Genomic DNA, 24585 nt, shown 5'->3' on the forward strand with positions numbered 1-24585 from the left:
TCATCGACCTCGCCGGCCCCATCATGTTCGCCGTCGACGCTCCCGGCCTTCGGTCGCTGGCCGCCGGCTGGCGCCCGCTCGGCCCCTGGCCCGGCGTCGAGGAGGCCGAGCCCACGGTCAGGGCCGCCGCCGCTGCTGCCCGCTCGGAAGGTCGGGGCGGGGGAGCGGCCCGCGTCCGCCGCACCGGCGGCCGCGTCTGGCGAGGCGTTCGCCGCCGCGTCCGTCGCGCCCTCATCGGCTGACGCCCCGGCCCGGTGCCGGGGATCCGGGAGCCGTCACCAGGATCACCCGAGCCTCAACACGCCTGCAATCGTGTTGAGGCTCCCGTAATCCTGGTGATGTGCCCGGCCCACTGCCGACTAGGAGTAGACCGGCCCGGTGTACTTCTCGCCGGGGCCCTGGCCCACCGCATCGGGAATCGTGGACGCCTCCCGGAAGGCCAACTGGAGGGTCTTCAACCCGTCCCGCAACGGCCCCGCATGGTGCGTCCCCAGCGACGGCGCGGCCGCGGTGATAAGTCCCGCCAACGCCTCGATCAACGACCGCGCCTCGTCCAGATCGCGATGTTCCGGCAGGTCCTCGGCCAGTCCGAGGTGGACGGCGGCGGCGCTCATGAGGTGGACGGCCGCGGTGGAGATGACCTCGACGGCGGGGACCTCGGCGATGTCGCGACCGGCCTGGGCCGCGATGTGATCCGGCGTGCTCATTCATGCTAGGCTCTCACACCGACCGGACCGCCTGATCCGAGCCCTCGGGTGAGGCGGCCAGCAAGCGGAGACCTCTCCCACCCGCAACGATCGCACAGATCGTCGGGTTCCCTGGTCAAGGCGTCCACCCGGGCGTCTGAGTGGTCGCGACGCAGGAATGCGGCGCGGCACCGATGGGTTGGCCTCTGCGTGCACGTTCGCGGAGGCCTTTTGGCATTTCCGCGGCGTGGTCGAGGCACCACCCCGTCGATTTCAGGAGGAAGGCATCAGCGCAGAGCCCCGCATCAACGACCGGATCCGCGTTTCGGAGGTCCGGCTCGTCGGCCCCAACGGTGAGCAGGTCGGCATCGTCCGTATCGAGGACGCGCTCCGGCTTGCGGCGGAGGCCGATCTCGACCTGGTCGAGGTCGCTCCCGGCGCCCGGCCGCCGGTGGCCAAGCTCATGGACTACGGCAAGTTCAAGTACGAGTCCGCCATGAAGGAGCGCGCGGCTCGCCGGAACCAGTCGCACGTCCTGATCAAGGAGCAGAAGCTCCGACCCAAGATCGACAAGCACGACTACGAGACCAAGAAGCGGGCTGTCGAGCGCTTCCTGGCCGAGGGTGACAAGGTCAAGGTCACCATCATGTTCCGCGGCCGTGAGCAGTCGCGGCCGGAGCTCGGCTTCCGGCTGCTGCAGCGGCTGGCCGAGGACGTCAACGAGCTTGGCTTCGTCGAGTCGTCGCCGAAGCAGGACGGCCGCAACATGATCATGGTGTTGGGGCCGCACCGCAAGAAGGCCGACGCCAAGGCCGAGCGCGAGGCGGCGAAGGTCGAGCGGCAGCAGCAGCGCCGCGCCGACGAAGAGGCCGAGCGGGCCGAGCGGACGGCGAGCCGGAAGGCGGCCGAGGCCGAGAAGGCTCAGCGGGGCGAGGTCGACCGGCCGACCCCCGACAACGAAGACTGACGAGGAGACAGACGGCGCCATGCCGAAGAACAAGACGCACAGCGGCACGAGCAAGCGGTTCCGGATCACCGGGAGCGGGAAGGTGCTGCGCCAGAAGGCGAACCGCCGCCACTACCTGGAGCACAAGCCGTCCACGCTGACGCGGAAGCTCGCCGGCACCACCGAGGTGGCCAAGCCGGACCAGAGCCGCATCAAGAAGCTGCTCGGCAAGTAAGCGGCGACCGTCCAGTTCACCCTTCGGCCCGATCGGCCGAATCCAGCAAGGAGTACCAGTGGCACGCGTGAAGCGGGCGGCCAACGCCCACAAGAAGCGCCGTGAGACCCTCGAGCGGGCCAGCGGCTACCGGGGTCAGCGCTCCCGGATGTACCGGAAGGCGAAGGAGCAGGTCACACACTCGCTCGTTTACGCCTACCGCGACCGTAAGCAGCGCAAGGGCGACTTCCGGCAGCTCTGGATCACCCGGATCAACGCGGCCTCCCGGGCCGAGGGCCTGACGTACAACCGCTTCATCCAGGGGCTGCGGCTGGCCGAGGTCGAGGTCGACCGCAAGATGCTGGCCGACCTCGCGGTGAACGACCCGGGCGCGTTCAAGGCCCTGGTCGAGGTCGCGCGCGCGGCGCTGCCGGCCGATCGCAACGCGCCGGCGGCTCCGGCGGCCTGAGCGGCGTCTGTTCGTCCGTCGAGACCGGGCCTGCGTCGGCAGGCCCGGTCTTCGTGTGTCCGGTGATGATGTCCTCTGGCGGTCGCAGGGTGACCGCCAGGGATCATGATCACCGGAAAATCCTGGAGACCCGATGCTGACCGAACGGTCCGGGCGGGTGCGTGAGGCGCACAAGCTGCTGCGCCGTGGCGCCCGCGAGAAGGCGGGGCTGTTCCTCGCCGAGGGCCCGCAGGCGGTCCGCGAGGCGGTCGCCGCCGGGGCCGGCCGGGTGGTCGAGCTGTTCGCGACGACGACGGCGGCGGCGCGGTGGGCACCCATCGTGGCGGCCGCCGAGGACGCCGGCGTGCCGGTATCCATCGCCGCCGACGCCGCCCTCGCCGCGCTGTCGGAGACGGTGACACCCCAGGGCCTGGTAGCGGTGTGCCGGTCGCTGACGGTGGAGCTCACGGCCGCCCTGGCCGGCGAGCCGCGGCTGGTCGCCGTCCTCGCCGAGGCCCGCGACCCGGGCAACGCCGGCACGGTCATCCGCTGCGCCGACGCGGCCGGCGCGGACGCCGTCGTGCTCACCCACGGGTCGGCCGATCCGCAAGGTGGCAAGGCCGTGCGGGCGTCGGCCGGCAGCGTCTTCCACCTGCCGGTCGTGTCCGGTGTCCCGACTGCGGACGCGGTGGCCGCGTTGCGGGAGCGCGGGCTGACGGTGCTGGCCGCCGACGGCGCCGGCGACCTCGATCTCGACCGGGCCGAGGACGACGGCCTGCTGGCCGGCCCGGTCGCGTGGCTGTTCGGCAACGAGGCGTGGGGACTGCCGGCCGAGGTCGGCGCGCTGGCCGACCACGTCGTCCGGGTCCCGATCTACGGCCGCGCCGAGAGCCTCAACCTCGCCACCGCGGCCGCCGTCTGCCTGTACGGCTCGGCCCGGGCCCGCCGCCGCGCCGCCCGCTGACCGCTGACCGCTGACCGCGAGGTGTATCCTTGGTGTATGACGCGCACCAACATCGATCTCGACGACCAGCTCGTCGACGAGGTCATGCGGCGATACGGAGTCTCGACCAAACGTGAGGCGGTCGATCTCGCTCTGCGCCGGCTCGTCGGCGTGCCGTTGACGAAGGACTTCCTTCTCGGGCTGCGCGGCGTCGGCTGGGGTGCGGACCTTGACGAACTGCGGTCGGCCGACTCCGCCGCGGCCGGATGATCCTCGTCGACACGTCGGCCTGGATCGACTACCTCCGTGCGGCCGATACGCCGGTGGCCAGGGAGCTGACGGCTCTGATCAGGCGAGGGGCCGAGGTGGGGATCACGGAGCCGGTGATCATGGAGTTGCTCGCCGGTGCCGACACGCCGACGCGTGCCGATGCGCTGGAGAGGCTCACGAACGGGCTGCCGCTGTTGAGCGTCGATCCGGTGCTGGACTTCAGGCAGGCATCGGCCGTCTACCTCGCCGTGCGCCGTCAGGGCCGGACCGTGCGCAGCCTCGTCGACTGCCTGATAGCGGCCGTCGCCCTGCGGCACGACGTCGCGCTGCTGCACAAGGACGCCGACTACGACGCCATCGCCGACTGCCTGCCGCTGCGCGGGCACCCGGTGTGATCGGGGTGCCCGCGTAGGGCGGCAGCAAGCCGGACATCACCACCGCGCCGCCCGTCGAGCCGCGTCGTCACCTGAACGCGGCGGCGAACTCCGCCATCCGCTCGCCGAAGCCCTCGTGGTCACCGAACCAGACGGCGACGGAGTCAGCGGCGGCCGCGGCGAGCCCGTGCACGGACTCCACGGCGGCGGCCAGCTCGGCCCGCCCGCCGGGCCACTCGATGCGCGTGCCCGCGCGCAGCGGCTGCCCGGCCAGCGGCCCGTCCTCGCGCAGCGTCCGCAACCGGGCCAGCCGCGACGCGAACCCGTCGGCGTCGAGCGCGAAGGCGTGCCACTCGTCGGCCAGCGCGGCCGCCCGGCGCAGCGCGGCGTCGGTGGTGCCGCCCACCGCGATCGGCAACGGCGTCAGCGGCAGCGGCTCGAACACCCCGCGCTGGAAGCCGAACCGGGGGCCGTCGTATGAGGTGGCCCCGGAGAACAGCGCCCGCAGCAGCCGCAGCGCGTCCTCGACGTAGGCGCCGCGGCCGGCGTAGTCGGCGCCGACGGCGTCGAACTCGTTACGCTCCCATCCGGCGCCGGCGGTGAGCACCAGCCGCCCGCCGGACAACCGGTGCACCGTCGCGGCCTGCTTGGCGACGAGGAACGGCTCGCGCAGCGGCAGCACCAGCACAGACATGCCCAGCTGGATCCGCTCCGTCGCGGCCGCGAGGTACGCCAGCGTGGTCAGCGGCTCGTAGACGCCGCCGTACGTCGGGCCGTACGGCTCCGGCGGCAACAGGTGGTCGGGCAGCAGGACGGCGCGGTAGCCGAGCCGCTCGGCGAGGACGGCGAGGTCGGTCAGGCGGCCGGGTTCCATCTCGGGCGACTCGTTGGGCAGGACGACCCGCAGTTCGGTGTCGGGCAGGGTGAGCATGCGTCGACACTACGCAGTCCTCTTAAGGTGGCCTCATGCCGAACATCGCCACGAACACCACCGTGGATCTCGCCGGGCTGCTCGACTTCGTCCGGCCGCGCCACCACGGCATCGTCATCACCACCCGCGCCGACGGCGGCCCGCAGGCCTCGCCGGTCACCTGCGGCGTCGACGACTCCGGCCGCATCGTCGTCTCGACGTACCCCGACCGCGCGAAGGCCAACAACGTCCGGCACCGCCCGCACGCCAGCATCGTCGTGCTCTCCGACGACTTCAACGGCGCCTGGGTGCAAGTGGACGGGCCGGCCGAGATCATCGACCTGCCCGACTCCATCGAGCCGTTGGTCGAGTACTACCGCAACGTCGCCGGCGAGCACGAGGACTGGGACGGCTACCGCGAGGCCATGCACCGGCAGGGCAAGTCGCTGCTGCGCATCACGCCGCAGCGCTGGGGCCCCATCGCGACCGGCGGGTTTCCGGCCCGGCTCTTCCCCGACGAGGATCAGGGCCACGACCACGGTCACGGCCACGACGACGGCCACGGTCACGGTCACGGGCACTGATGTCCGAGGTCGCCGCCGTCAGCTCGAACCCGCGGTACCCGATCAGCGCCCCGTGGGTCGTAGACTCGCGGGGTTGTGACCACGCGTGAGTAGACGAGGAAGATGTCCGCGCCCAACAGCGACTACGACCCAGTCCAGGTGACCCCGCTCGACCCCGATCAGGTCGCGGCGATGGTGTCCGACGCCCTCGCCGCGTTCGCCGCGGCCGGCGACCTCGACGCGCTCAAGGAGGCCCGGCTCGCGCACACCGGCGACCGGTCGCCGCTGGCGCTGGCCAACCGCGAGATCGGCGCGCTGCCGCCGGCGGCGCGCAAGGAGGCCGGCCAGCGCGTCGGCACCGCCCGCCGCGACGTCGCCGCAGCGCTCGCCGAGCGCCAGGCCGTCCTCGAGGCCGAGCGCGACGAGCGGGTGCTGGTCGAGGAGGCCGTCGACGTCACGCTGCCGTGGGACCGCGCGCCGCAGGGCGCCCGGCACCCGCTGACCACCATCCAGGAGCGGGTCGCCGACGTCTTCGTCGCGATGGGCTGGGAGGTCGCCGAGGGCCCCGAGGTCGAGGCCGAGTGGCTGAACTTCGACGCGCTCAACATCGGCCCGGACCACCCGGCCCGCACCATGCAAGATACGTTCTGGGTCGAGGCTGGAGGTTCCGGGGACTCCGGGCTGGTGCTGCGCACGCACACGTCGCCGGTGCAGGCGCGCAGCATGCTCACCCGGAAGCCGCCCATCTACGTCATCTGTCCCGGCCGGACATTCCGCACCGACGAGCTCGACGCCACCCACACGCCGGTGTTCAGCCAGGTCGAGGGGCTGGCGGTCGACGAGGGCCTGACGATGGCGCACCTCAAGGGCACCCTCGACCACTTCGCGTCCTCCATGTTCGGCGCCGGCCTCACCACCCGGCTGCGCCCGTCGTACTTCCCGTTCACCGAGCCCAGCGCCGAGATGGACCTGCAGTGCTTCGTCTGCCGCGGCGCGTCCGTCGGCGACCCCGACAACCCTTGTCGCACCTGCGGGTCCGAGGGCTGGATCGAGTGGGGCGGCTGCGGCATGGTCAACCCGCGGGTGCTGATCGCCTGCGGCATCGACCCGGAGCGGTACACCGGCTTCGCGTTCGGCATGGGCCTGGAGCGCACGCTGATGTTCCGGCACGGCGTCGAGGACATGCACGACATGGTCGAGGGCGACGTCCGGTTCGCCACGGCCTTCGGGATGGAGATCTGATGCGCGTCCCCCTGAGCTGGCTGCGCGAGTACGCGGCGCTGCCCGGCGACGTCAGCCCGCGCGACGTCGCGACCCGGCTGATCCGGGCCGGCCTCGAGGTCGAGACCGTCCACGAGGCGGGCGCAGAGCTCGCCGGCCCGCTGGTCGTCGGCCGGGTGCTGGAGTTCACCGACGAGCCGCAGAAGAACGGCAAGACCATCCGCTGGTGCTCGGTCGACGTCGGCGAGGCGGAGCCACGCGGCATCGTCTGCGGCGCGCACAACTTCGCCGCCGGCGACCTCGTCGTCGTGTCGCTGCCCGGGGCCGTGCTGCCCGGCGGGTTCGCGATCTCCGCGCGCAAGACGTACGGGCACGTGTCCGACGGCATGATCTGCTCCGCGCGCGAGCTGGGGCTGGGTGACGACCACGCCGGCATCATCGTGCTGCAGCCGGACGAGGCGGCGCCCGGCGACGACGCGATCGAGCTGCTGCGGCTGCGCGACGACGTCCTCGACATCGCCGTCACACCCGACCGCGGCTACTGCCTGTCCGTCCGCGGCGTCGCCCGCGAGGCGGCGACCGCATTCGGTGTGCCGTACAGCGACCCCGGTGTCCGGCCGGGGCTCGACATGGCCGGTGACGACGGCTACCCGGTGCAGGTCGAGGACGCGCAGCGCTGCCCGGTGTTCGCCGCCCGCACGGTGACCGGCTTCGACCCGTCCGCGCCGAGCCCGCGCTGGCTGCAGCGGCGGGTCCAGCTGGCCGGCATGCGGCCCATCTCGCTGGCCGTCGACATCACCAACTACGTCATGCTCGAGCTGGGCCAGCCGATCCACGGCTACGACCGCGACGCGCTGCGCGGGCCCATCGTCGTCCGCCGGGCCGTGGCGGGGGAGAAGATCACGACGCTGGACGGCGTGGCCCGGGAGCTGGACACCGACGACCTGCTGATCACCGACGACTCCGGGCCCATCGGCCTGGCCGGCGTCATGGGTGGCGGTTCGACGGAGCTCAGCGACGCCACGACGGCGATCGTGGTCGAGGCGGCGCACTTCGAGCCCACCGGCATCGCCCGTACGGCGCGCCGGCACAAGGTGCCCAGCGAGGCGTCCAAGCGGTTCGAGCGCGGCGTCGACCCCGCGCTGCCCGCGGTGGCGGCGCAGCGGGTGGTCGACCTGCTGGTCGAGCTCGGTGGCGCGACGCAGGAGCCGGGCCTGACGGTGGCCGGGTCGGTCCCGGCGCCCGAGGTCATCGAGATCCCGGTCGGCCTGCCGGCCCGGGTCGTGGGCGTGGACTACCCGGCCGACGAGGTGACGTCGCTGCTCACGGCCGTGGGCGCGCAGGTCTCGCCGGTGGGTGCCGACCGCATCTCCGTCCAGCCGCCCACCTGGCGTTCCGACCTCACCGACCCGTACGACCTGGTCGAGGAGGTCGCCCGGCTGCATGGGTACGACGCGGTGCCGTCGGTGCTGCCGGTCGCCCCGGCCGGGCGCGGCATCACGCCCGCGCAGCGGCTGCGCCGGCGGGTCGAGCGCGCCGTCGCCGCGGCGGGTTTCGTCGAGGCGCCGTCGTATCCGTTCGTGGGCGAGGCCGACTTCGACGCGCTCGGCATCCCGGCCGACGACGCGCGGCGGGTCGCGCTGCGGCTGGCCAACCCGATCTCCGAGGAGCAGCCGCTGCTGCGCACGACACTGCTGCCCGGCCTGCTGGCGACGCTGCGCCGCAACGTCGGCCGCGGCGCCACTGACGTCGCCGTCTACGAGGCCGGGCTGGTGTACCGGCCGGAGCCGGGGCCGCTGCCTGTCCCGCCGCGGCTGCCGGTCGACCGCCGGCCCACCGACGACGAGCTGGCCGCGCTGCTCGCCGCCGTGCCGGCGCAGCCGCGCCGCGTCGCCGTCGCGCTGGCCGGCGACCGCGAACCGGCCGGCTGGTGGGGCCCGGCTCGCCCGGCGACCTGGGCCGACGCCGTCGAGGCCGCGCGGGTCGTCGCCCGGGCCGCCGGTGTGGCACTGCGTGTCGTGAACGACGAGCACGCGCCCTGGCACCCCGGTCGCTGTGCCGCGCTGTACGTCGGCGACACCCTGGTCGGACATGCCGGCGAGCTGCACCCGCGGGTCGTCGCGGCGCTGGGGCTGCCGTCGCGGACGAGTGCGATGGAGCTGGAGCTGGACCGGTTCTTCCCCGGCGGCGTGAGCGACGAGCCGGTGCGTGCCCCGTCGGTCTCGACGTTCCCGGTCGCGACGCAGGACGTCGCGCTGGTCGTCGACCTCTCGGTGCCGGCCGCCGACGTCGAGGACGCGCTGCGTTCCGGCGCGGGCGCGCTGCTGGAGTCGGTGCGGCTGTTCGACGTGTTCACCGGCCCGCAGCTCGGCGAGGGGAAGAAGTCGCTGGCCTACGCGCTGCGCTTCCGCGCGCCCGACCGCACGCTCACCGTCGAGGAGACCACCGCCGCCCGCGACGCCGCCGTGGCCGCGGCCGCCGAGCGGACCGGCGCGGTCCTGCGCGGCGCATGACGGCCGCCGCGGTACCGGCGGGGCGGACCGCCCTGATCACGGGCGCCAGCCGCGGCATCGGCCGGGCGCTGGCACTCGGCCTCGCCGACCGCGGCGTCGCGGTGGGGCTGGTCGCGCGCCGGCGGGAGACGCTCGACCCCGTCGTCGAGGAGTGCCGCCGGCGCGGCGTCGCCGCCGTGGGTGTGACGGCGGACGTCGCGGATCGCGCCGAGGTCGTCGAGGCGGTGGAGGCGGTCGCCGGCAGCCTCGACCGGATCGACCTGCTGGTCAACAACGCCGGCGCCATCGAGCCGGTCGAGCGGCGGTTCCTCGACACCGACGTCGAGGACAGCTGGCGGGTCCTCGAGGTGAACCTGCGCGGCCCGATGCTCGTCACCCGCGCCGCGCTGCCGGTCATGCTGGCCGGTGGCGGCGGCCGCATCGTCGGCATCAACAGCGGCATGGCGTACCGCGCCCTGGACGCGTACACCGCGTACGGGGTCAGCAAGGGCGCGCTGGCGCGGTTCAACGCCAGCCTCGCCGTTCAGTACGGCGCTCAGGGAGTGCGGGCCTTCGAGGTGGCGCCCGGCAACGTCCGCACCGCGATGTCGGAGCCGCTGCCGATGTTCGAGGGGCGCACGGAGTGGACGTCGCCTGACGCGGTCGTCGAGCTGGTGTCGGCCATCAACGACGGCGTGCTCGACGAGTTGTCGGGCCGGTTCTTCCGCGCTGCCGCCGACACCGTCGAGTCGCTGCTGGCGGCGCGCGAGCGGATCCTCGACGGCGACGCACGGGTGGTCCGGCTGGTTCCCTACGGCCCCGACGACCCGCTCCGGTGAGTTATCCACAGCCCTGTGGACAGCGATTCGCGGCCGCCGCCTCCGCGCGGCAACATTGGCGGTCGTGACGAACTGGAGGCAGCATGGTGGTCATGACCGTTCCGCGCAGCGACGAGCTGCCGCCGCTCAACCCCGGGCCCATCACCCGGGCCGAGCTGGACGCGATGCCCGATGACGGGCGCCGGCACGAACTTCTCGACGGGGTGCTCCTCGTGACGCCGGCACCGGCTCCGATGCACCAGGTCGCCGTGACACGTCTGCTCCTGATGCTCGACCGTGCCTGTCCGACCGGTCTGGAGGTCCTTCCCGCGCCCCTCGACGTGGCGCTGAGCGACGACACCGTGCTCGAGCCGGACGTGCTCGTCGCCCGGTTCGAGGACTTCACCGAGCGTGATCTGCCGAAGGCGCCGCTGCTGGCGGTCGAAGTGCTGTCGCCGTCGACGCGTCGCTACGACCTGTTGCTCAAGCGATCCCGCTACGAGGCCGCCGGCACGCCGTCCTACTGGGTGGTCGACCCCGACGAGCCGTCGATCACCGCCTGGGAGCTGCGCGAGGGCGTCTACGCCGAGGCCGGCCGGGCCACTGGCGACGAGGCACTCGAGCTCACTCTGCCGTACCCCGTCCGCATCGTCCCGGCCGACCTGGTCGCGCCCCGCTGAGTCGGCGCGCCGTCAGGCCCAGCCGGTGCGGCGGCGGACCCATGCGAGGGTCGTCGCGTGCTGGGCCAGCTGGAACGCCCGCAGCGTCGGCAGGCCGGGCGGCGCCGGCCGGCGGCCGTACTCGCGGAAGAACCCGGCCATCCCGGCCAGGAACGCCGTCACGTACCACGGGTCCACGCCGGCCAGCAGCGGGTGACCGTCGAGGTAGGGCTCCGGGTCGCGCCCGTGGAACACGGCGTTCTTCACCAGCATGACGGAGTCGATCCACGCCGCCCCGCGGAACGCCCACGGCCAGTCCACGAACCACACGCGCGACCCGTCGAGCAGCACGTTGTCCGCCCGCAGGTCGAAGTGGACCAGCGTGTCGCCGTCGACGACATCGAGCGCAGACGCGGCCAGGTCGGCCAGCCGGTCGAGGTGCCGGCGCTCCCAGGGGTCGAGATCGGCCGGCGGGTCGGCGGCGAGCGTCCGGTAGCAGAGCATCTGCTCGCGCAGCGCGTCGAGCGCCGGCCGCGGTGACGGCACCGGGCACGGCGTCAGCGACCGCGACAGCTCCGTCACCGCGGCGGCCACCAGGCGCAGCTCGTCCGGCCGCCACGGGTCGTGTGGCATCCGGCCGTCGACCTCGTCGAAGACCAGCGCGACCCAGTCGCCGTCGTCGTAGCATCCACGCAGCCGCGGGACCGGCACGCCGGCCGGCAGCGCCGCCGCCACTACCGCCTCGCGCCGGTGGATGCCCGGCGACTCCGGGTTGAGCGGCGTGCCGACCGCCTTGACGAACGCCCGGCCGCCGTCGGCGCAGCGCACCCGCGCGGCCAGGCCGGGGGAGAACCCGCCGGACTGGTTGACGGCGGCGACGATCGGCGAGCTGAGCACGTCCTCGACGCCGGCCCGCACGGCGGCGGGCAGCGACTCCCAGGTAGCGCGGACTCCGGAGGCGGTGACGGGCGGCATCCCGCCATGCTCGCCGACCGCCGCGATCGGGCGCACGCGATTTAGCGTGACCGGAACCACGTTGCATGAAATTGCGGAACTCTGCATACTCATTCGCATGGGAGCGACTGTGGCGATCGCGGGAGCGAGCGGCTATGCGGGCGGCGAGCTGCTGCGCTTGCTGCTCGCGCACCCCGAACTCGGCGTGGGAACGGTGACGGCGCACTCGAAGGCGGGCGACCGCCTCATCACCCACCACCCGCAGCTGATCGGGCTGGCCGACCGGACCCTGGAGCCGACGACGGCCGAGGCGCTGGCCGGGCACGACGTAGTGATCCTGGCGCTGCCGCACGGCGCGTCCGCGCAGATCGCCGCGCAGCTGCCCGACGACGTGCTGGTGCTGGACTGCGGCGCCGACCACCGGCTCACCGACGCCGCGGCGTGGCAGAAGTTCTACGGCACCGAGCACGCCGGCAGCTGGCCGTACGGCCTGCCGGAGCTCGTCCATGCCGACGGGCACAAGCAGCGCGACGCACTGCCCGGCGCGAAGCGGATCGCCGTCCCCGGCTGCAACGTCACCGCGGTCACGCTCGCGCTGGCGCCCGGCCTGGCCGCCGGCGTCGTCGCCCCCGACGACATCGTCGCCGTGCTGGCCTGCGGCACGTCGGGCGCCGGCAAGTCGCTGAAGCCGCACCTGCTGGCCAGCGAGATCATGGGCGCGGCCAGCCCGTACGCCGTCGGCGGCGTGCACCGGCACATCCCGGAGATCCAGCAGAACCTCCAGCTCGCGAGCGGCGGTGCGCCGGTGACGCTCTCGTTCACGCCGACGCTGGTCCCGATGAGCCGGGGCATCCTCGCGACGGTGACGGCCAAGCTCACAGGCGCGGCGGACGGCGCCGGCGTGCGGGCCGCGTGGGAGGCGGCCTACGCCGACGAGCCGTTCGTCCACCTGCTGCCGCAGGGCCAGTGGCCCACCACCGCCGCCGTCCTCGGCGCGAACACCGCGCACGTCCAGGTGACGGTCGACGAGGCGGCCGGCCGGCTGGTCGCGGTCGCCGCCATCGACAACCTCACCAAGGGGACCGCGGGCGCGGCGATCCAGTCGGCCAACCTCGCGCTCGCGCTGCCTGAGACTCTCGGCCTGCCGACGACGGGGGTGGCGCCGTGAGCGTCACCGCAGCGGCCGGCTTCCGGGCCGCCGGCGTCGTCGCGGGCCTGAAGCCCAGCGGCAAGTCCGACGTCGCGCTCGTCGTCAACGAGGGCCCGCAGCACAGCGCCGCAGCCGTGTTCACGTCGAACCGGTGCAAGGCCAATCCCGTGCTGTGGAGCGAGCGGACCATCGTCGACGGCACCCTGACCGCCGTCGTGCTCAACTCCGGCGGTGCCAACTGCTACAACGGCCCCGAGGGCTTCCAGACCACGCATGCCAGCGCCGAGCTGGTCGCGGAGCTGACCGGCGGCCAGGCGTTCGACGTCGCCGTCTGCTCCACCGGGCTGATCGGCCAGCCGCTGGACCGGCCGATCCTCGAGGCCGGCATCCGCGCCGCGCACGCCCAGCTGTCGCCCGACGGCGGCCCGGCCGCGGCCGAGGCGATCATGACGACGGACACCGTCGCGAAGCAGGCCGTGGTGCAGGGCGGTGCGGGCAGTCGTGGCCCCGCTGGCGAGGCGGAGGAGAGGAGCGGGGCGCCTGGGGTGGCCGGGGAACCAGGAAAGAACTGGGTCGTGGGCGGCATGGCCAAGGGCGCCGGCATGCTCGCACCCGCGCTGGCCACCATGCTGGTCGTCATCACCACCGACGCGGCCGCCGACGCAGCGACGCTCGACGCCGCGCTGCGGGCGGCGACGAAGACCACGTTCGACCGGCTCGACACCGACGGCTGCATGTCCACCAACGACACCGTCGTACTGATGGCCAGCGGCGCGTCCGGTATCACGCCGGCGCAGGACGAGCTGACCGCCGCGGTCACCACCGTCTGTGCCGACCTCGCCGAGCAGCTCTGGCACGACGCCGAGGGCGCGCACCACGACATCGCCATCGAGATCACCGGCGCGGCCAGTGAGGACGACGCCGTCGAGGTCGCCCGCGCCGTCGCCCGCAGCAACCTGTTCAAGGCCGCCGTCTTCGGCAACGACCCGAACTGGGGCCGGGTGCTGGCCGCCGTCGGCACCACGCAGGCGGCGTTCGAGCCGGAGAAGATCGACATCTCGATGAACGGGGTGAAGGTCTGCCGGGCCGGCGGGACGCGGTTCGGCGAGCCGTCGACGTCGGTCGACCTGACCGGCCGCGACGTCCACGTGCTGGTGGAGCTGAACGCCGGCTCGTCCGCCGCGACGATCCTGACCAGCGACCTCACGCACGACTACGTGCACGAGAACTCGGCGTACTCGACATGACGGGGATCCAGAACGGCGCGCTGGCCAAGGCCGGGGTCCTCGTGGAGGCGCTGCCGTGGCTGAAGCGGTTCCACGACAAGATCGTCGTGGTGAAGTACGGCGGCAACGCGATGATCGACGACGACCTCAAGCGGGCGTTCGCCGACGACATCGTCTTCCTCCGGCTGGCAGGGCTGAAGCCGGTGATCGTGCACGGCGGCGGGCCGCAGATCACCGCGATGCTCGACCGCCTCGGCATCGAGAGCGAGTTCCGCGGCGGGCTGCGAGTCACCACGCCCGAGGCCATGGACGTCGTCCGGATGGTGCTGGTCGGCCAGGTCGGCCGCGAGATCGTCGGGCTGATGAACAGCCACGGGCCGCTCGCGGTCGGGCTGTCCGGTGAGGACGCCGGCCTGTTCACGGCGCAGCGGCAGTCCGCTGTCGTCGACGGCGAGCCGGTCGACGTCGGCCTGGTCGGCGACGTGGCTGAGGTCGACGCCGGCGCGGTTCTTGATCTCATCGACGCCGGGCGCATCCCGGTGGTGTCGTCGGTCGCGCCCGACGCGGACGGCGTCGTGCACAACGTCAATGCCGACACCGCCGCCGCCGCACTGGCGGTCGAGTTGGGGGCGGAGAAGCTGGTCGTGCTGACCGACGTCGAGGGGCTGTACCGGAACTTTCCGGCGGACACCGAGATCGTGCAGGAGATCACCGCCGGCGAGCTGACGGCGCTGCTGCCGTCGCTGTCGTCGGGCATGATCCCGAAGATGCAGGCGTGCCTGCGCGCGGTCGAGGGCGGGGTGCCGGAGGCGACGATCATCGACGGACGGGTACCGAACTCGCTGCTGCTGGAAGTGTTCACCGATGAAGGCGTGGGAACGATGGTGATCCCGACATGACGTACCAAGCAGAAGCCTCCGCACTGGTGCCCGGGCTGGGTGAGGACGCGCTGGCGGCCAGCAACAATGCCGCCTGGACGGCGCGCTACGGCCAGGCGCTGATGAACACGTTCGGCAGCCCGCAGCGGGTGCTGGTGCGCGGCGAGGGCTGCTACGTGTGGGACGCCGACGGACGGCGCTACCTCGACCTGCTCGGCGGACTGGCGGTGAACTCGCTCGGCCACGCCCACCCGCTGCTGGTGTCCACCGTGACAGCGCAGCTGGCCACGCTCGGGCACGTGTCGAACTTCTTCGCCAGCGCACCGCAGATCGCGCTGGCCGAGCGGCTGCTCGACCTGGTGGGGGCGCCCGGCCGAGGTACGCTTTCCAGCCGAGGACGTGGATCGAATGGCCGGGTGTTCTTCACGAACTCCGGCACCGAAGCCAACGAGGCGGCGTTCAAGATCGCCCGGCGGACCGGCCGGCCGAACGTCGTCGCCACCGAGGGCGGGTTCCACGGCCGGACGATGGGCGCGCTGGCGCTCACCGGCAAGCCGGCCATCCGCCAGCCGTTCGAGCCGCTGCCCGCCGGCGTGACGTTCGTGCCGTACGGCGACGTCGAAGCGCTGGAGAAGGCGGTCGACGGCGACACCGCGGCGGTGTTCCTCGAGCCCGTGCAGGGCGAGGGCGGCGTCGTCCCGGCGCCGGCCGGTTACCTGGCGGCCGCCCGCGAGATCACCGAGCGGGCAGGGACGCTGCTGGTCCTCGACGAGATCCAGACCGGCATCGGCCGCTGCGGCGACTGGTTCGCCCACACCGCCGAGGGCATCGTGCCCGACGTCGTCACCGTCGCGAAGGGCCTCGGCGGCGGCTTCCCGATCGGCGCCTGCATCGGCCTGGGCCGGGCCGCCGACCTGCTCGGACCCGGCGCGCACGGCACCACGTTCGGCGGCAACCCGGTCGCGGCCGCCGCCGGGCTGGCCGTGCTGCACGCCATCGAGCGCGACGGCCTGCTCGAGAACGTCCGCACCGTCGGCGCCCACCTACGTGCCGGGGTGCTGGCGCTGGGCCACCCGCTGGTCCGCGGTGTGCGGGGAAGAGGGCTGCTGCTCGGCATCGAGCTGGCGGCGCCGCGTGCCGCGGAGGTGCTCGGCGCGGCGCTCGGCGCGGGGTTCATCGTCAACGCCGTCAGGCCCGATACGATCCGGCTCGCGCCGCCGCTGATCCTCGACACCGCGCAGGCCGACGAGTTCCTGGCGGCGCTGCCGGCGGTGCTGGACGCCGTCGGGACCGCCCCGAAGGAGACGCGATGACCCGGCATTTCCTCCGCGACGACGACCTGTCGCCGGCCGAGTACCTCGAGGTGCTCGACATGGCCGACGAGCTCAAGGCGGACCGGTTCGCCTACCGGCCGCTGGACGGCCCGCGCGCCGTCGCGGTGATCTTCGACAAGCACTCCACCCGCACGCGCGTCTCGTTCAGCGTCGGCATCGCCGAGCTGGGCGGGTATCCGCTGGTCATCGACGCGCAGACGTCGCAGCTGGGCCGCGGCGAGCCGATCGCGGACACCGCGCGGGTGCTGGACCGTCAGTGTGCCGCGATCGTCTGGCGGACGTTCGCGCAGCAGCGCGTCGAGGACATGGCCGCGGCTGCCGCCGTCCCCGTCGTCAACGCGCTCACCGACGACTTCCATCCGTGCCAGCTGCTGGCCGACCTGCAGACGGTCCGCGAGCGCAAGGGCACACTGACCGGGCTGACGCTGACCTACGCCGGCGACGGCGCCAACAACATGGCGCACTCGTACCTGCTGGCCGGCGCGACCGCCGGCATGCACGTGCGGATCGCGGCGCCGGCGGGCTACGCGCCGTCGGCCGCGGTGCTGGAGCGGGCGGCGGCCATCGCGGCGCGGACCGGCGGCTCGGTCGCGCATGTCACCGACCCCGCCGACGGGTTCTCCGGCGCCGACGTGCTGGCCACCGACACCTGGGTGTCGATGGGGATGGAAGCAGAGGGTCCGAGTCGTGAAGCGCCGTTCGTCCCGTTCGCGCTCACGCAGGACGCGGTGAAGGCGGCCGCGCCGGACGCGATCGTGCTGCACTGCCTGCCCGCCTACCGGGGCAAGGAGATCGCCGCAGAGGTGATCGACGGCCCGGCCAGCGCCGTGTGGGACGAGGCCGAGAACCGGCTGCACGCGCAGAAGGCGCTGCTGACCTGGCTGCTCGCGCAGGAGGCGACGGCATGACGCAGCCGGCCACCCGCGCGGCCCGGCATGGCCGGATCGCCGAGATCCTGGCGCAGACGCCGGTCCGTTCGCAGACGGAGCTGGCCGAGCGGCTGGCCGAGAACGGCATCGAGGTCACCCAGGGGACGCTCTCGCGCGACCTCGACGAGCTGGGTGCGATGAAGATCCGTAACGCCGACGGCTGGCTGGTCTACGCGCTGCCCGGCGAGGGCGGTGACTCCCGCCCGCTGGCCGCCTCGAAGTCCGCCGTCGACGCCCGGCTGATCCGGGTGTGCGAGGAGATCCTGATCTCGGCGCGGTCGTCGGCCAACCTGGTGGTGCTGCGGACCCCGCCCGGGGCCGCGCAGTACCTGGCGTCGGCGATCGACCACGCGGTCCGTGCGGACATCCTGGGCACCATCGCCGGTGACGACACCGTCCTCGTCATCTCGACCGACCCGGAGGGTGGAGCCGACGTCGCCGCCTGGTTCCTCGCCCTCGCCGAGGGCAACGTGCCCGCGCCGCCGTCATGACGCCCTACGACGCTGATGCCGGCGCCGTCACCATCACGTTCGACGCCGGCCGCCCGGTCGCCGTGGACGGCGAGACCGTCACCGTGGCCGAGGCGCTGCTGCTGACCGGGCAGTTGGCCCGTGCGCACGGCCTCGTCGACGACGGCGCCTCGGTCCTGGCCGCCGGTGCCGCCGTCGTGAGCGCGGCCCGCCGGGAACTGGCAGCTGACACCGGGGCCGTGCGGGTGACCTTGCGCCTCGGCCTGAATCGGCAACAACGAGTCGCATGACGGAGGACGAGTGAGCAGCAGTGCATTGTGGGGTGGCCGGTTCGAGGGCGGTCCCTCGGCGGCGTTGGCAGCGTTGTCGAAGTCGACGCACTTCGACTGGCGCCTGGCGCCCCACGACATCGCCGGGTCGAAGGCGCACGCCGCGGTCCTGCACCACGCCGGCCTGCTGACGTCTGACGAGCTGGCCGCGATGCGGGAGGGGCTGGACCGGCTGGCCGCCGACGTCGCGTCGGGCGAGTTCGTCCCCGCGGAGGCGGACGAGGACGTGCACACCGCGCTGGAACGCGGCCTGATCGACCGGGTCGGGCCGGAGCTGGGCGGGAAGTTGCGGGCCGGCCGGTCCCGCAACGACCAGGTGGCCACGCTGTTCCGGATGTACCTGCGCGAGTCGGCGCGGGCGGTGTCCGGGCTGGTGCTCGATCTGGTGGACGCGCTGGTGGCGCAGTCTGATACGCAGTTCGGTGTCGCCATGCCGGGCCGGACGCACCTGCAGCACGCCCAGCCCGTCCTGCTGTCGCACCACCTGCTGGCGCACGCGTGGGCGCTGCTGCGCGACGTCGACCGGCTGCGCGACTGGGACCGGCGCACGGACGAGTCGCCGTACGGGTCGGGGGCGCTGGCCGGCTCGTCGCTGGGCCTGGACCCCTCGTTCGTCGCGCATGAGCTGGGCTTCTCGGCGTCGGTCGAGAACTCGATCGACGGAACGGCGGCGCGCGACTTCGTCGCCGAGGCGGCCTTCGTCTTCGCGATGATCGGCGTCGACGTGTCGCGGATCGCCGAAGAGGTCGTCCTGTGGGCAACCAAGGAGTTCTCGTTCGTCACCCTCGACGACGCCTGGTCCACCGGCTCGTCGATCATGCCGCAGAAGAAGAACCCCGACATCGCCGAGCTGGCCCGCGGCAAGGCCGGCCGGCTGGTCGGCAACCTCGCCGGGCTGCTGACGACGCTCAAGGCGCTGCCGCTCGCGTACAACCGCGACCTGCAGGAGGACAAGGAGCCGGTGTTCGACTCCGTCGACACGCTGACCGTCCTGCTGCCCGCGTTCACCGGCATGGTGGCGACGCTGCGCTTCAACGCGCCGCGGCTGGAGGAGCTTGCTCCGCAGGGGTTCTCGCTGGCCACCGACGTGGCGGAGTGGCTGGTCCGCGAGGGCGTGCCGTTCCGGTCGGCGCACGAGATCGCGGGGGCGTGTGTGCGGGAGTGCGAGTCGCGGAGCATCGAGCTGTGGGACCTGTCCGATTCGGACCTGGCGGCGATCTCGCCGGCGCTGACGCCGGCCGTGCGGTCGGTGCTGTCGGTGCCGGGCTCGCTGGCGTCGCGGTCGGCCCGCGGCGGGACGGCGCCGGACCGGGTGCGCGAGCAGCTGGACGCCGTCCGGGCCGCGGTGGCGGCGGGGCGCGCGTGGGGCTGACGGGTACCGTGGCGGCATGGCTCGGGTCGAGGTGGTCCAGGGCGACATCACCCGCGAGGACGTCGACGCGATCGTCAACGCCGCGAACTCGTCGCTGCGGGGCGGTGGCGGGGTCGACGGCGCCATCCACCGGGCCGCGGGGCCACGCCTGAAGGAGGCCGGGGCCGCACTGGCGCCGTGCCCGCCCGGCGAGGCGGTGGCGACGCCCGCGTTCGACCTCGACCCGCCCGTGCGCCACGTCATCCACACGGTCGGGCCGGTCTGGAAGGGCGGCACGCGCGACGAGGCGTCGCTGCTGGCGTCGTGCTACCGCCGGTCAGTGGAGGTGGCGGACTCGCTGGGAGCGCGGTCGGTGGCGTTCCCGGCCATCTCGACGGGTATCTACGGATATCCGCCCGACCAGGCCGCCCGCATCGCCGTCGACACCGTCCGCTCGGTGCCGACCCGGGTGGAACTGATCCGGCTGGTCGCCTTCGACCGCGTGACGTACGACCTGCTCACCGCCGCTCTGGACTGACGGCCCGCCACCACACCCAAGTTGATCTTGGAGTTATGCGGGTATCTATTGGACAAATGGGACCGTAATGGCGGCTTTACTCCAAGATCAACAATAGCGGTGGCGGACGGCCAGGAGGGAGAACGCGTTGGGCAGCCGTCCGCGCCAGGCGGCGGCGTCGACGTCGCCGGGGCGCCAGAACGGGTCGGGGTACTCGGCGAGGTGGCGCAGCTCCAGCCCGGCTTCCAAGACCGCGGTGACGATCTCGCCGAGAGTCGCCTGCCGCTCCACCGCGCCGCGGGCCGGGAAGGTGTCGTTGACGTGGCTGCGCTCGAAGTAGCCGCGGTCGGCGCGGATCCGCGGCTCGTCGGCGTCCCACGTCCACAGCGGCACGGCGGGATGCGCCTCGTAGACGAACAGCGTCCCGCCCGGCCGCAGCATCCGGGCCACGTCGCGGGCCCAGACGCGCAGGTCGGGCAGCCAGATCAGCGCACCCTTGCCGGTGTAGACGAGGTCGGCGCATCCGTCGCGCAGCGGCGCGCCCGGCAGCTGCCCGACGACGTACCGGCAGGGCAGGCCCAGCTCGTTCGCCCGCCGCTGCGCCGCCGCGACGGCGACCGCGCCGAAATCCACCCCGACGACGGACCGCGCGCCGGCCCGCACCAGCGCGGCGTCGTCGAGGCCGTGGCCGCTCTGCAGGTGCACGATCTCGGGCGCCGTCGCCAGCACCGGCCCGAGCAGCTGGCGCTCCGCCGGCAGCAGCGCCGTGCCCGCCCGCGCCTCGGCCAGCAGCTCGTCGTATTCGTGGACGTGCTTGAGCGACGCGTCGTCCCAGGCGTCGCGGTTCGCGCGGACGACGTCGCTCATGCCGGCCGGTGGTCGCTCAGCCAGGCAGTCACCCGGGCGCGGGAGGCGCGGGCCAGCCAGGCGTCCTGGATCTGCTCGGCCAGCTCGGCGCGGGTCAGCTCGCCCAGCCGGCTGGCGCGCACCAGCACCGAGCGGTGTCCGTTGAAGTGCGGCGTGGTGAAGTACGGCGTGCGCGGGTCCTGCACCAGCGCCTCCTTCTCCGCCTCGGACTCCACCCACAGCACGATGACGTCGTCGTAGCGCTCGCCCGTCTCCGGGTCGACGGCGTCGGGGCGCGGGTTGCGGAAGAACACGAACGACTTGCCGCCGACCTGGTAGACAGGCTTGTCCTCGGTGCGCGGGTAGACGGCGACGTGCGGCATCGCCAGCGCCAGCTCGTGCACGTCCTCGACCGTGGCCGGCCGGCTGCCGTCGTCCGCCATGGATTCAGCGTAGTGTGGAGGTCCTCGGAGCTGATCAGGCTCCCTACCAGGGAGCACCCATGGCCGACAAGTCACCCCGGCAGCACCTGTCCAAAAAGTCGGGCAAGTCGGTCAAGCAGAAGCGCGCGGACAAGGAGGCCAAGGCGGCAGCAAAGGACACCGCCGCGATCGTGCCGCCGGTGAGGAAGCGCTGACCGACCGAAACCTAGTCCTCGCGAGGCGGTGGCATGACGGCGACAGCGGTGTTGCGTGTCAAGTTCGTCGGCGGCGCGCACATGGACGTCACCATCGAAGGGACCGATGTCGATGAGGACGAGCTGGTCGACCATGCCATCTCGGCGCTCGCCACGAGCTCGGGGATGCTGCGCGCCCGGCACGGCGACCGGCTCGTCGTGGTGTTCGCCCGCGGCGTGGCCGCCGTCGAGGTCGCTCCGCGTGGCGCCGTCCTGTGACGCGATCGTCGGCGCCGCCGCCGACCGCGGTCAGCCCGTCGTGACGACGGCGAACCCGCCGGGGCGCAGGGTGACAGTGGTCGGCTCGGTCACCGCGCGCGAGCCGACCAGCGAGCCCGTCGCGTCGTAGACCCGCACCGTGCCTGGTCCGGTGACGGTCACCCGCCGCGGCGTGGTGGCAGCCGAGTGCAGCAGCTCCGCTCGCGCCCCGTCGCCGCCGGTCAGCGTCAGCCGGGAAACCTCGGGCCGGATCAGCAGCGCGTCGAGGTCGACTGTGCCGCGCTTCACCTCGACGGACACGGCCGAGGCGCCGGACGGGACCGGCCTGGGCAGGAGCTGGGGGAGCAGCGCACCCGGGACGGCCGTGAGGCCCTGGTCGCCGACGCGGTGCCGCAGCTCGGCCAGCGCCCGGCCGTCCGCCGTCCACACCGACACAGCAGAACCCGCGAGCGGCAGCCAGGACACCGGCTCGACCCGCCGGGCGCCGTCGGACGGGCCCAGGTCGAACGTCGCGGTCTGGCCGGCGGCCAGCGACAGCAGCGACCCGCTCCACAGCGACTCGCCCGTCCACGCGGACTCAGGCGCCCGCACCGTCCCAGTCGTCGACGTCGCCGCCTCGGCCTCCACCAGCCGCAGTCCGTCACGAGCGGCCACCGTCGTCAGCGCCGTCGCCCGGTCCCGCACCGACGGGTTCGCGTCCAGCGCGAGCATCGACAGCTGGCCGTGGATGGTGCTCTCGGCGCCGCTGTTGCGGTTGATCACGCCATCGGCATTGACGCCGTCGAACGTCACGCCGGTCGCGGGGTCGTACATCGGCTCGCCGGCCGGGTTGGCGCCGAAGTACCAGCTCGCCGTCAGCGCCGCCAGCTCGTCGAATGCCGGCCGGTCCGCCGCCGCCCCGACCGCCAGCAGCGACTGGAGCCGCGAGTCGACGCCGTAGGCGATCTGGACCCGCTCGGTGGGCGTGGGCAGCCAGCCGTTGTCCGCGCCGCCCGCCGTCAGCAGCACCGGGACGAACCGCGCCGAGTCGGTGACCGCCGGCTGCACCAGGTCGGGCCGGCCGAGCACCGACGACGCCGCGGCCAGCGACGCCGGCATCTGCGAGCCCCACGCGTGCCACATCGACCGCGACTGCGCCCACGGCAGGATCGCGCCATACGGCCACCCGGCCGGGTCGCCGCCGCCCATCGCCGCGACGCCCTCGGCCAGCTTGCGCAGCGCCTCGCGCGCCGCGACGTCCGACGGTGCCGCCGTCACGTACGCCGACAGCCCGAGCACCGCCTCGGCCGTCGCGTCCGCGCCGTCGACGATCAGCCACGCCGGGACCCGCAGACCGTCGGCGACGGCGTACTCGCCGTATCGGTCCAGCACCTGCCGGTCGACAGCGTCGACGGCGAGGTGCAGCCGGTCCCGCAGGAAGGCCGCGAACTCCGGGTCGTCGCCGGCGAAGGCCGCGTACCCCTCGCCGAACGCCCAGATCGTCCGCGCCAGCCAGTAGCTGGGCCCGGAGTCCGACGGGTCGGGCAGCTCGACCGGCTCGGCGCTCGGGTTCAGCGTGCCGTCGGCCTGGATCCACAGCAGGACGTTGCCGGCGTTCGGGCCGCTCGACGTCTGCAGGTAGGCCAGCGACCGCAGCAGCTCGTACGCCTTCTCCCGGCTGGCCTCTGACCCGGTCTGCCGCCAGTGCCGCAGGTAGACGACGGCCGCGCGGGACACGTCGTCGGCGTTGTAGGCGCCTTGCGAGTAGTGGCCGGTCTCCGGGTCGAGCGGCCCGCCGCCGATCCGCTCGAACGTTCCACCGGGCCGCGCGTCGGCGTACGTCCACGGGAACGTCAGCGCCGGCTCCTCTGCCAGCCGGTAGGTCGTGTGCCCCTCGACCGGCGCGGGGGAGGCCTGGTCGAGCAGGAAGTCCAGGTGCGCGGTGTTGGCCAGGGGCCCGACGGCGCCAGCTTGCGGCTCGGCCGGGTCGGCCTTCGGCGCCGCCGGGGCGGCCGCCGCCACCAGCGTCCCCGTCGTCAGCAGTGTGGCGGCCAGGGCCGCCGTCCATCCGATCCGCGGTCTCCTCATCGAGACGGCTCCTCTCGGGGTCAGGTGATCGTGCGGTCCAGCCGGGCGACGCCGATCTTGCTGTCGGCCATGCCGTAGAAGACGTAGTGGACGCCGTTGATCTCTTCGATCGCCGTCGGGAAGACGACGTTCGGGACGATGCCGCTGCGCTCGTCGTCGGTCTCCGGCGCCAGCAGCGGCTCCTGGGTGCGGGCGAGCACGACGGACGGGTCGGCGGCGTCGAGCAACAGCGCGCCGGCGGCGTAGTTGACCTGCTGCTGCTGGGCGACCCCCGACGCGAGCACGCCGGTGACGCCGTGGTGCAGCAGCAGCCAGCCCTCGGGAACACGCAGCGGCGCCGGCCCGCCGCCGATCTTCAGCTCCTCGAACGGGTACTCCGGCCCGGCGAGGAACCGGTGCTCGCGCCAGTGCACGAGGTTGCGCACGTCCGCCAGCACGTCGGCCAGCGGGACGTAGCCGATCCAGATGCTGTGCCGCTCGTCGGTGATCCCGCGCGGCAGCACGACGCCCTGACCGGGCCGGATCTCGCCGAGGTCCCACATCGGCCGGTGCAGCACGGCCAGGCTCTCGGTCCCGGACGGCGACGTCACCGGCGTCGGAAAGAAGACGGTGTCCTTGTTGTGGAAGAGGTTGAGGTCGACGCCGAGGTCGTCGTCGTAGCCGAACAGCGCCGGGCCGAGCCGCCGCCACGACCGCAGGTCCTCCGACACGGCCAGCGCCGTGCGCGGACCGAGCGGCCCGTACGCGACGTACGTCATGACGTGCAGCCCGAGCGCCGGGACGAACGTCACGCGCGGGTCCTCGACGCCGCCGTGCGCCGCGCCGCGCTCCCACGCTCGATCGGGTTCGAGGACCGCGCGTTCCCGCGCCACGCCGACCGGCACGCCGGCGTCGTCGATCACCACGCGGGCGAGGCCCACCCGCGACACGTTGCCCGCCGCGACCAGCCGGGGGAGCAGGTACAGCACGCCGTCCGGGTCGCGGCCGGACGCCGGGTTGAGCACCCCCTCGGCCTCGAGTGGATTACCGTCCTCGGGCGCCATGACGACACCCAGCCGGGTCAGCGTGTACGGGATCGCGGTGGAGACGGTCATG

At 73.3% G+C, this 24585-nt stretch carries 30 protein-coding genes; 23 read left to right on the forward strand and 7 right to left on the reverse strand.

Annotated features, from left to right (window positions below; all coding sequences use genetic code 11):
* Window positions 1-242: hypothetical protein (locus E1262_RS30590; RefSeq protein ID WP_162606088.1), on the forward strand; the 242-nt coding region annotated here is incomplete at its 5' end.
* Between the two features lie 117 nt (window positions 243-359).
* On the opposite strand, the gene E1262_RS26060 is transcribed toward E1262_RS30590, so the two are convergent.
* The gene (locus E1262_RS26060) at window positions 360-707 is read right to left on the reverse strand and encodes a DUF1844 domain-containing protein (RefSeq protein ID WP_132107148.1); all 348 of its coding nucleotides are present in this window, start codon (window positions 705-707) and stop codon (window positions 360-362) included.
* 226 nt (window positions 708-933) lie between these two features.
* Here E1262_RS26060 and infC point away from each other — a divergent pair, with 226 nt between their 5' ends.
* The 6 genes from infC (at window position 934) to vapC (ending at window position 3902) form a co-directional block, all read left to right on the forward strand.
* Window positions 934-1653, forward strand: a complete 720-nt coding sequence (gene infC / locus E1262_RS31550; RefSeq protein ID WP_338033383.1) for a translation initiation factor IF-3 — start codon at window positions 934-936, stop codon at window positions 1651-1653.
* A 19-nt stretch (window positions 1654-1672) separates the two neighbouring features.
* Window positions 1673-1867 (forward strand): 50S ribosomal protein L35, encoded by a 195-nt coding sequence (gene rpmI / locus E1262_RS26070; RefSeq protein ID WP_131986157.1) that lies wholly within the window; start codon window positions 1673-1675, stop codon window positions 1865-1867.
* Window positions 1868-1925: 58 nt separating this feature from the next.
* Window positions 1926-2315: a 50S ribosomal protein L20 gene (gene rplT, locus E1262_RS26075; RefSeq protein ID WP_132107152.1), complete on the forward strand. Its 390-nt coding sequence runs from the start codon at window positions 1926-1928 to the stop codon at window positions 2313-2315.
* A 133-nt stretch (window positions 2316-2448) separates the two neighbouring features.
* Entirely contained in the window at window positions 2449-3258 is an 810-nt protein-coding gene (locus E1262_RS26080) for a TrmH family RNA methyltransferase (RefSeq protein WP_132107154.1), read from the forward strand.
* Window positions 3259-3294: 36 nt separating this feature from the next.
* A complete protein-coding gene (locus tag E1262_RS26085; protein WP_132107156.1) occupies window positions 3295-3507 on the forward strand; it encodes a type II toxin-antitoxin system VapB family antitoxin in 213 nt (70 codons plus the stop codon).
* Window positions 3504-3902, forward strand: a complete 399-nt coding sequence (gene vapC / locus E1262_RS26090) for a type II toxin-antitoxin system VapC family toxin (protein WP_132107158.1) — start codon at window positions 3504-3506, stop codon at window positions 3900-3902. Before E1262_RS26085 ends, vapC begins: the two co-directional genes overlap by 4 nt.
* A gap of 67 nt (window positions 3903-3969) precedes the next feature.
* Here vapC and E1262_RS26095 read toward each other — a convergent pair whose 3' ends face one another.
* Entirely contained in the window at window positions 3970-4812 is an 843-nt protein-coding gene (locus E1262_RS26095) for a TIGR03619 family F420-dependent LLM class oxidoreductase (RefSeq protein ID WP_132107160.1), read from the reverse strand.
* Between the two features lie 35 nt (window positions 4813-4847).
* Between E1262_RS26095 and E1262_RS26100 the strand changes: the two genes are divergently transcribed.
* From E1262_RS26100 to E1262_RS26120, 5 genes are all read left to right on the forward strand, one after another.
* A complete protein-coding gene (locus tag E1262_RS26100; RefSeq protein ID WP_132107162.1) occupies window positions 4848-5375 on the forward strand; it encodes a PPOX class F420-dependent oxidoreductase in 528 nt (175 codons plus the stop codon).
* Between the two features lie 102 nt (window positions 5376-5477).
* Window positions 5478-6596, forward strand: a complete 1119-nt coding sequence (pheS, locus tag E1262_RS26105) for a phenylalanine--tRNA ligase subunit alpha (protein ID WP_132107164.1) — start codon at window positions 5478-5480, stop codon at window positions 6594-6596.
* Window positions 6596-9088 (forward strand): phenylalanine--tRNA ligase subunit beta, encoded by a 2493-nt coding sequence (gene pheT, locus E1262_RS26110; RefSeq protein ID WP_132107166.1) that lies wholly within the window; start codon window positions 6596-6598, stop codon window positions 9086-9088. The genes pheS and pheT overlap by 1 nt, the downstream gene beginning before the upstream one ends.
* Window positions 9085-9906 (forward strand): SDR family NAD(P)-dependent oxidoreductase, encoded by an 822-nt coding sequence (locus tag E1262_RS26115; protein ID WP_132107168.1) that lies wholly within the window; start codon window positions 9085-9087, stop codon window positions 9904-9906. The genes pheT and E1262_RS26115 overlap by 4 nt, the downstream gene beginning before the upstream one ends.
* Window positions 9907-9998: 92 nt before the next feature.
* Complete coding sequence (locus tag E1262_RS26120; RefSeq protein WP_132107170.1) at window positions 9999-10565, forward strand: Uma2 family endonuclease; 567 nt, start codon at window positions 9999-10001, stop codon at window positions 10563-10565.
* Window positions 10566-10577: 12 nt separating this feature from the next.
* Here the strand turns inward: E1262_RS26120 and E1262_RS26125 are convergent, their stop codons facing one another.
* Window positions 10578-11555, reverse strand: a complete 978-nt coding sequence (locus tag E1262_RS26125; RefSeq protein ID WP_203454464.1) for a phosphotransferase — start codon at window positions 11553-11555, stop codon at window positions 10578-10580.
* Window positions 11556-11616: 61 nt separating this feature from the next.
* On the opposite strand from E1262_RS26125, the gene argC reads away from it, so the two are divergent.
* The 9 genes from argC to E1262_RS26170 are packed head-to-tail and all read left to right on the forward strand — an operon-like array spanning window position 11617 to window position 19703.
* On the forward strand, window positions 11617-12666 hold the full coding sequence (gene argC / locus E1262_RS26130; protein WP_132107172.1) for an N-acetyl-gamma-glutamyl-phosphate reductase: 1050 nt from the start codon (window positions 11617-11619) through the stop codon (window positions 12664-12666).
* A complete protein-coding gene (locus tag E1262_RS26135) occupies window positions 12663-13895 on the forward strand; it encodes a bifunctional glutamate N-acetyltransferase/amino-acid acetyltransferase (protein ID WP_132107174.1) in 1233 nt (410 codons plus the stop codon). Before argC ends, E1262_RS26135 begins: the two co-directional genes overlap by 4 nt.
* A complete protein-coding gene (argB, locus tag E1262_RS26140; protein WP_132107176.1) occupies window positions 13892-14773 on the forward strand; it encodes an acetylglutamate kinase in 882 nt (293 codons plus the stop codon). Before E1262_RS26135 ends, argB begins: the two co-directional genes overlap by 4 nt.
* Window positions 14770-16065: an acetylornithine transaminase gene (locus E1262_RS26145; protein WP_132107178.1), complete on the forward strand. Its 1296-nt coding sequence runs from the start codon at window positions 14770-14772 to the stop codon at window positions 16063-16065. The genes argB and E1262_RS26145 overlap by 4 nt, the downstream gene beginning before the upstream one ends.
* A complete protein-coding gene (gene argF / locus E1262_RS26150) occupies window positions 16062-16994 on the forward strand; it encodes an ornithine carbamoyltransferase (protein WP_132107180.1) in 933 nt (310 codons plus the stop codon). The genes E1262_RS26145 and argF overlap by 4 nt, the downstream gene beginning before the upstream one ends.
* Window positions 16991-17506, forward strand: coding sequence for an arginine repressor (locus E1262_RS26155; protein WP_132107182.1), 516 nt, complete (start codon window positions 16991-16993; stop codon window positions 17504-17506). The genes argF and E1262_RS26155 overlap by 4 nt, the downstream gene beginning before the upstream one ends.
* Window positions 17503-17775, forward strand: a complete 273-nt coding sequence (locus tag E1262_RS26160) for a hypothetical protein (protein WP_132107184.1) — start codon at window positions 17503-17505, stop codon at window positions 17773-17775. Before E1262_RS26155 ends, E1262_RS26160 begins: the two co-directional genes overlap by 4 nt.
* Window positions 17776-17785: 10 nt before the next feature.
* The gene (argH, locus tag E1262_RS26165) at window positions 17786-19186 is read left to right on the forward strand and encodes an argininosuccinate lyase (RefSeq protein WP_132107186.1); all 1401 of its coding nucleotides are present in this window, start codon (window positions 17786-17788) and stop codon (window positions 19184-19186) included.
* 16 nt (window positions 19187-19202) lie between these two features.
* Window positions 19203-19703 carry an O-acetyl-ADP-ribose deacetylase gene (locus tag E1262_RS26170; RefSeq protein WP_132107188.1) on the forward strand — a complete coding sequence of 167 codons (501 nt, stop codon included), beginning with the start codon at window positions 19203-19205 and terminating at the stop codon, window positions 19701-19703.
* An 87-nt stretch (window positions 19704-19790) separates the two neighbouring features.
* Here the strand turns inward: E1262_RS26170 and E1262_RS26175 are convergent, their stop codons facing one another.
* Window positions 19791-20549, reverse strand: a complete 759-nt coding sequence (locus tag E1262_RS26175) for a class I SAM-dependent methyltransferase (RefSeq protein ID WP_132107190.1) — start codon at window positions 20547-20549, stop codon at window positions 19791-19793.
* Window positions 20546-20971, reverse strand: coding sequence for an MmcQ/YjbR family DNA-binding protein (locus E1262_RS26180; protein WP_132107192.1), 426 nt, complete (start codon window positions 20969-20971; stop codon window positions 20546-20548). Before E1262_RS26180 ends, E1262_RS26175 begins: the two co-directional genes overlap by 4 nt.
* 59 nt (window positions 20972-21030) lie before the next feature.
* Between E1262_RS26180 and E1262_RS31860 the strand changes: the two genes are divergently transcribed.
* Together E1262_RS31860 and E1262_RS26185 are read left to right on the forward strand one after the other, a co-directional pair.
* Window positions 21031-21165, forward strand: coding sequence for a hypothetical protein (locus E1262_RS31860; RefSeq protein ID WP_275261822.1), 135 nt, complete (start codon window positions 21031-21033; stop codon window positions 21163-21165).
* A 33-nt stretch (window positions 21166-21198) separates the two neighbouring features.
* A complete protein-coding gene (locus E1262_RS26185; protein WP_132107194.1) occupies window positions 21199-21423 on the forward strand; it encodes a hypothetical protein in 225 nt (74 codons plus the stop codon).
* 30 nt (window positions 21424-21453) lie between these two features.
* On the opposite strand, the gene E1262_RS26190 is transcribed toward E1262_RS26185, so the two are convergent.
* Together E1262_RS26190 and E1262_RS26195 are read right to left on the reverse strand one after the other, a co-directional pair.
* Window positions 21454-23490 (reverse strand): hypothetical protein, encoded by a 2037-nt coding sequence (locus E1262_RS26190; RefSeq protein ID WP_132107196.1) that lies wholly within the window; start codon window positions 23488-23490, stop codon window positions 21454-21456.
* A gap of 20 nt (window positions 23491-23510) precedes the next feature.
* The gene (locus E1262_RS26195) at window positions 23511-24584 is read right to left on the reverse strand and encodes a glycoside hydrolase family 130 protein (protein WP_132107198.1); all 1074 of its coding nucleotides are present in this window, start codon (window positions 24582-24584) and stop codon (window positions 23511-23513) included.
* Window position 24585 lies beyond the last annotated feature (1 nt).

It is taken from the genome of Jiangella aurantiaca, from assembly GCF_004349105.1.
Classification (GTDB): Bacteria; Actinomycetota; Actinomycetes; order Jiangellales; family Jiangellaceae; genus Jiangella; species Jiangella aurantiaca.

What these genes read in the sequence shown, in the direction of transcription:
- E1262_RS26145 (WP_132107178.1), top strand. Translation starts at nt 14,770, where the DNA reads ATGACGTACCAAGCAGAAGCCTCCGCACTGGTGCCCGGGCTGGGTGAG.
- argB (WP_132107176.1), top strand. Translation starts at nt 13,892, where the DNA reads ATGACGGGGATCCAGAACGGCGCGCTGGCCAAGGCCGGGGTCCTCGTG.
- argF (WP_132107180.1), top strand. Translation starts at nt 16,062, where the DNA reads ATGACCCGGCATTTCCTCCGCGACGACGACCTGTCGCCGGCCGAGTAC.
- E1262_RS26060 (WP_132107148.1), bottom strand. Translation starts at nt 707, where the DNA reads ATGAGCACGCCGGATCACATCGCGGCCCAGGCCGGTCGCGACATCGCC.
- E1262_RS31860 (WP_275261822.1), top strand. Translation starts at nt 21,031, where the DNA reads ATGGCCGACAAGTCACCCCGGCAGCACCTGTCCAAAAAGTCGGGCAAG.
- E1262_RS26115 (WP_132107168.1), top strand. Translation starts at nt 9,085, where the DNA reads ATGACGGCCGCCGCGGTACCGGCGGGGCGGACCGCCCTGATCACGGGC.
- E1262_RS26185 (WP_132107194.1), top strand. Translation starts at nt 21,199, where the DNA reads ATGACGGCGACAGCGGTGTTGCGTGTCAAGTTCGTCGGCGGCGCGCAC.
- vapC (WP_132107158.1), top strand. Translation starts at nt 3,504, where the DNA reads ATGATCCTCGTCGACACGTCGGCCTGGATCGACTACCTCCGTGCGGCC.
- rpmI (WP_131986157.1), top strand. Translation starts at nt 1,673, where the DNA reads ATGCCGAAGAACAAGACGCACAGCGGCACGAGCAAGCGGTTCCGGATC.
- E1262_RS26095 (WP_132107160.1), bottom strand. Translation starts at nt 4,812, where the DNA reads ATGCTCACCCTGCCCGACACCGAACTGCGGGTCGTCCTGCCCAACGAG.
- pheT (WP_132107166.1), top strand. Translation starts at nt 6,596, where the DNA reads ATGCGCGTCCCCCTGAGCTGGCTGCGCGAGTACGCGGCGCTGCCCGGC.
- argC (WP_132107172.1), top strand. Translation starts at nt 11,617, where the DNA reads ATGGGAGCGACTGTGGCGATCGCGGGAGCGAGCGGCTATGCGGGCGGC.
- E1262_RS26120 (WP_132107170.1), top strand. Translation starts at nt 9,999, where the DNA reads ATGACCGTTCCGCGCAGCGACGAGCTGCCGCCGCTCAACCCCGGGCCC.
- E1262_RS26180 (WP_132107192.1), bottom strand. Translation starts at nt 20,971, where the DNA reads ATGGCGGACGACGGCAGCCGGCCGGCCACGGTCGAGGACGTGCACGAG.
- E1262_RS26160 (WP_132107184.1), top strand. Translation starts at nt 17,503, where the DNA reads ATGACGCCCTACGACGCTGATGCCGGCGCCGTCACCATCACGTTCGAC.
- E1262_RS26170 (WP_132107188.1), top strand. Translation starts at nt 19,203, where the DNA reads ATGGCTCGGGTCGAGGTGGTCCAGGGCGACATCACCCGCGAGGACGTC.
- pheS (WP_132107164.1), top strand. Translation starts at nt 5,478, where the DNA reads ATGTCCGCGCCCAACAGCGACTACGACCCAGTCCAGGTGACCCCGCTC.
- E1262_RS26175 (WP_132107190.1), bottom strand. Translation starts at nt 20,549, where the DNA reads ATGAGCGACGTCGTCCGCGCGAACCGCGACGCCTGGGACGACGCGTCG.
- E1262_RS26080 (WP_132107154.1), top strand. Translation starts at nt 2,449, where the DNA reads ATGCTGACCGAACGGTCCGGGCGGGTGCGTGAGGCGCACAAGCTGCTG.
- E1262_RS26085 (WP_132107156.1), top strand. Translation starts at nt 3,295, where the DNA reads ATGACGCGCACCAACATCGATCTCGACGACCAGCTCGTCGACGAGGTC.
- E1262_RS26195 (WP_132107198.1), bottom strand. Translation starts at nt 24,584, where the DNA reads ATGACCGTCTCCACCGCGATCCCGTACACGCTGACCCGGCTGGGTGTC.
- E1262_RS26190 (WP_132107196.1), bottom strand. Translation starts at nt 23,490, where the DNA reads ATGAGGAGACCGCGGATCGGATGGACGGCGGCCCTGGCCGCCACACTG.
- E1262_RS26155 (WP_132107182.1), top strand. Translation starts at nt 16,991, where the DNA reads ATGACGCAGCCGGCCACCCGCGCGGCCCGGCATGGCCGGATCGCCGAG.
- E1262_RS26100 (WP_132107162.1), top strand. Translation starts at nt 4,848, where the DNA reads ATGCCGAACATCGCCACGAACACCACCGTGGATCTCGCCGGGCTGCTC.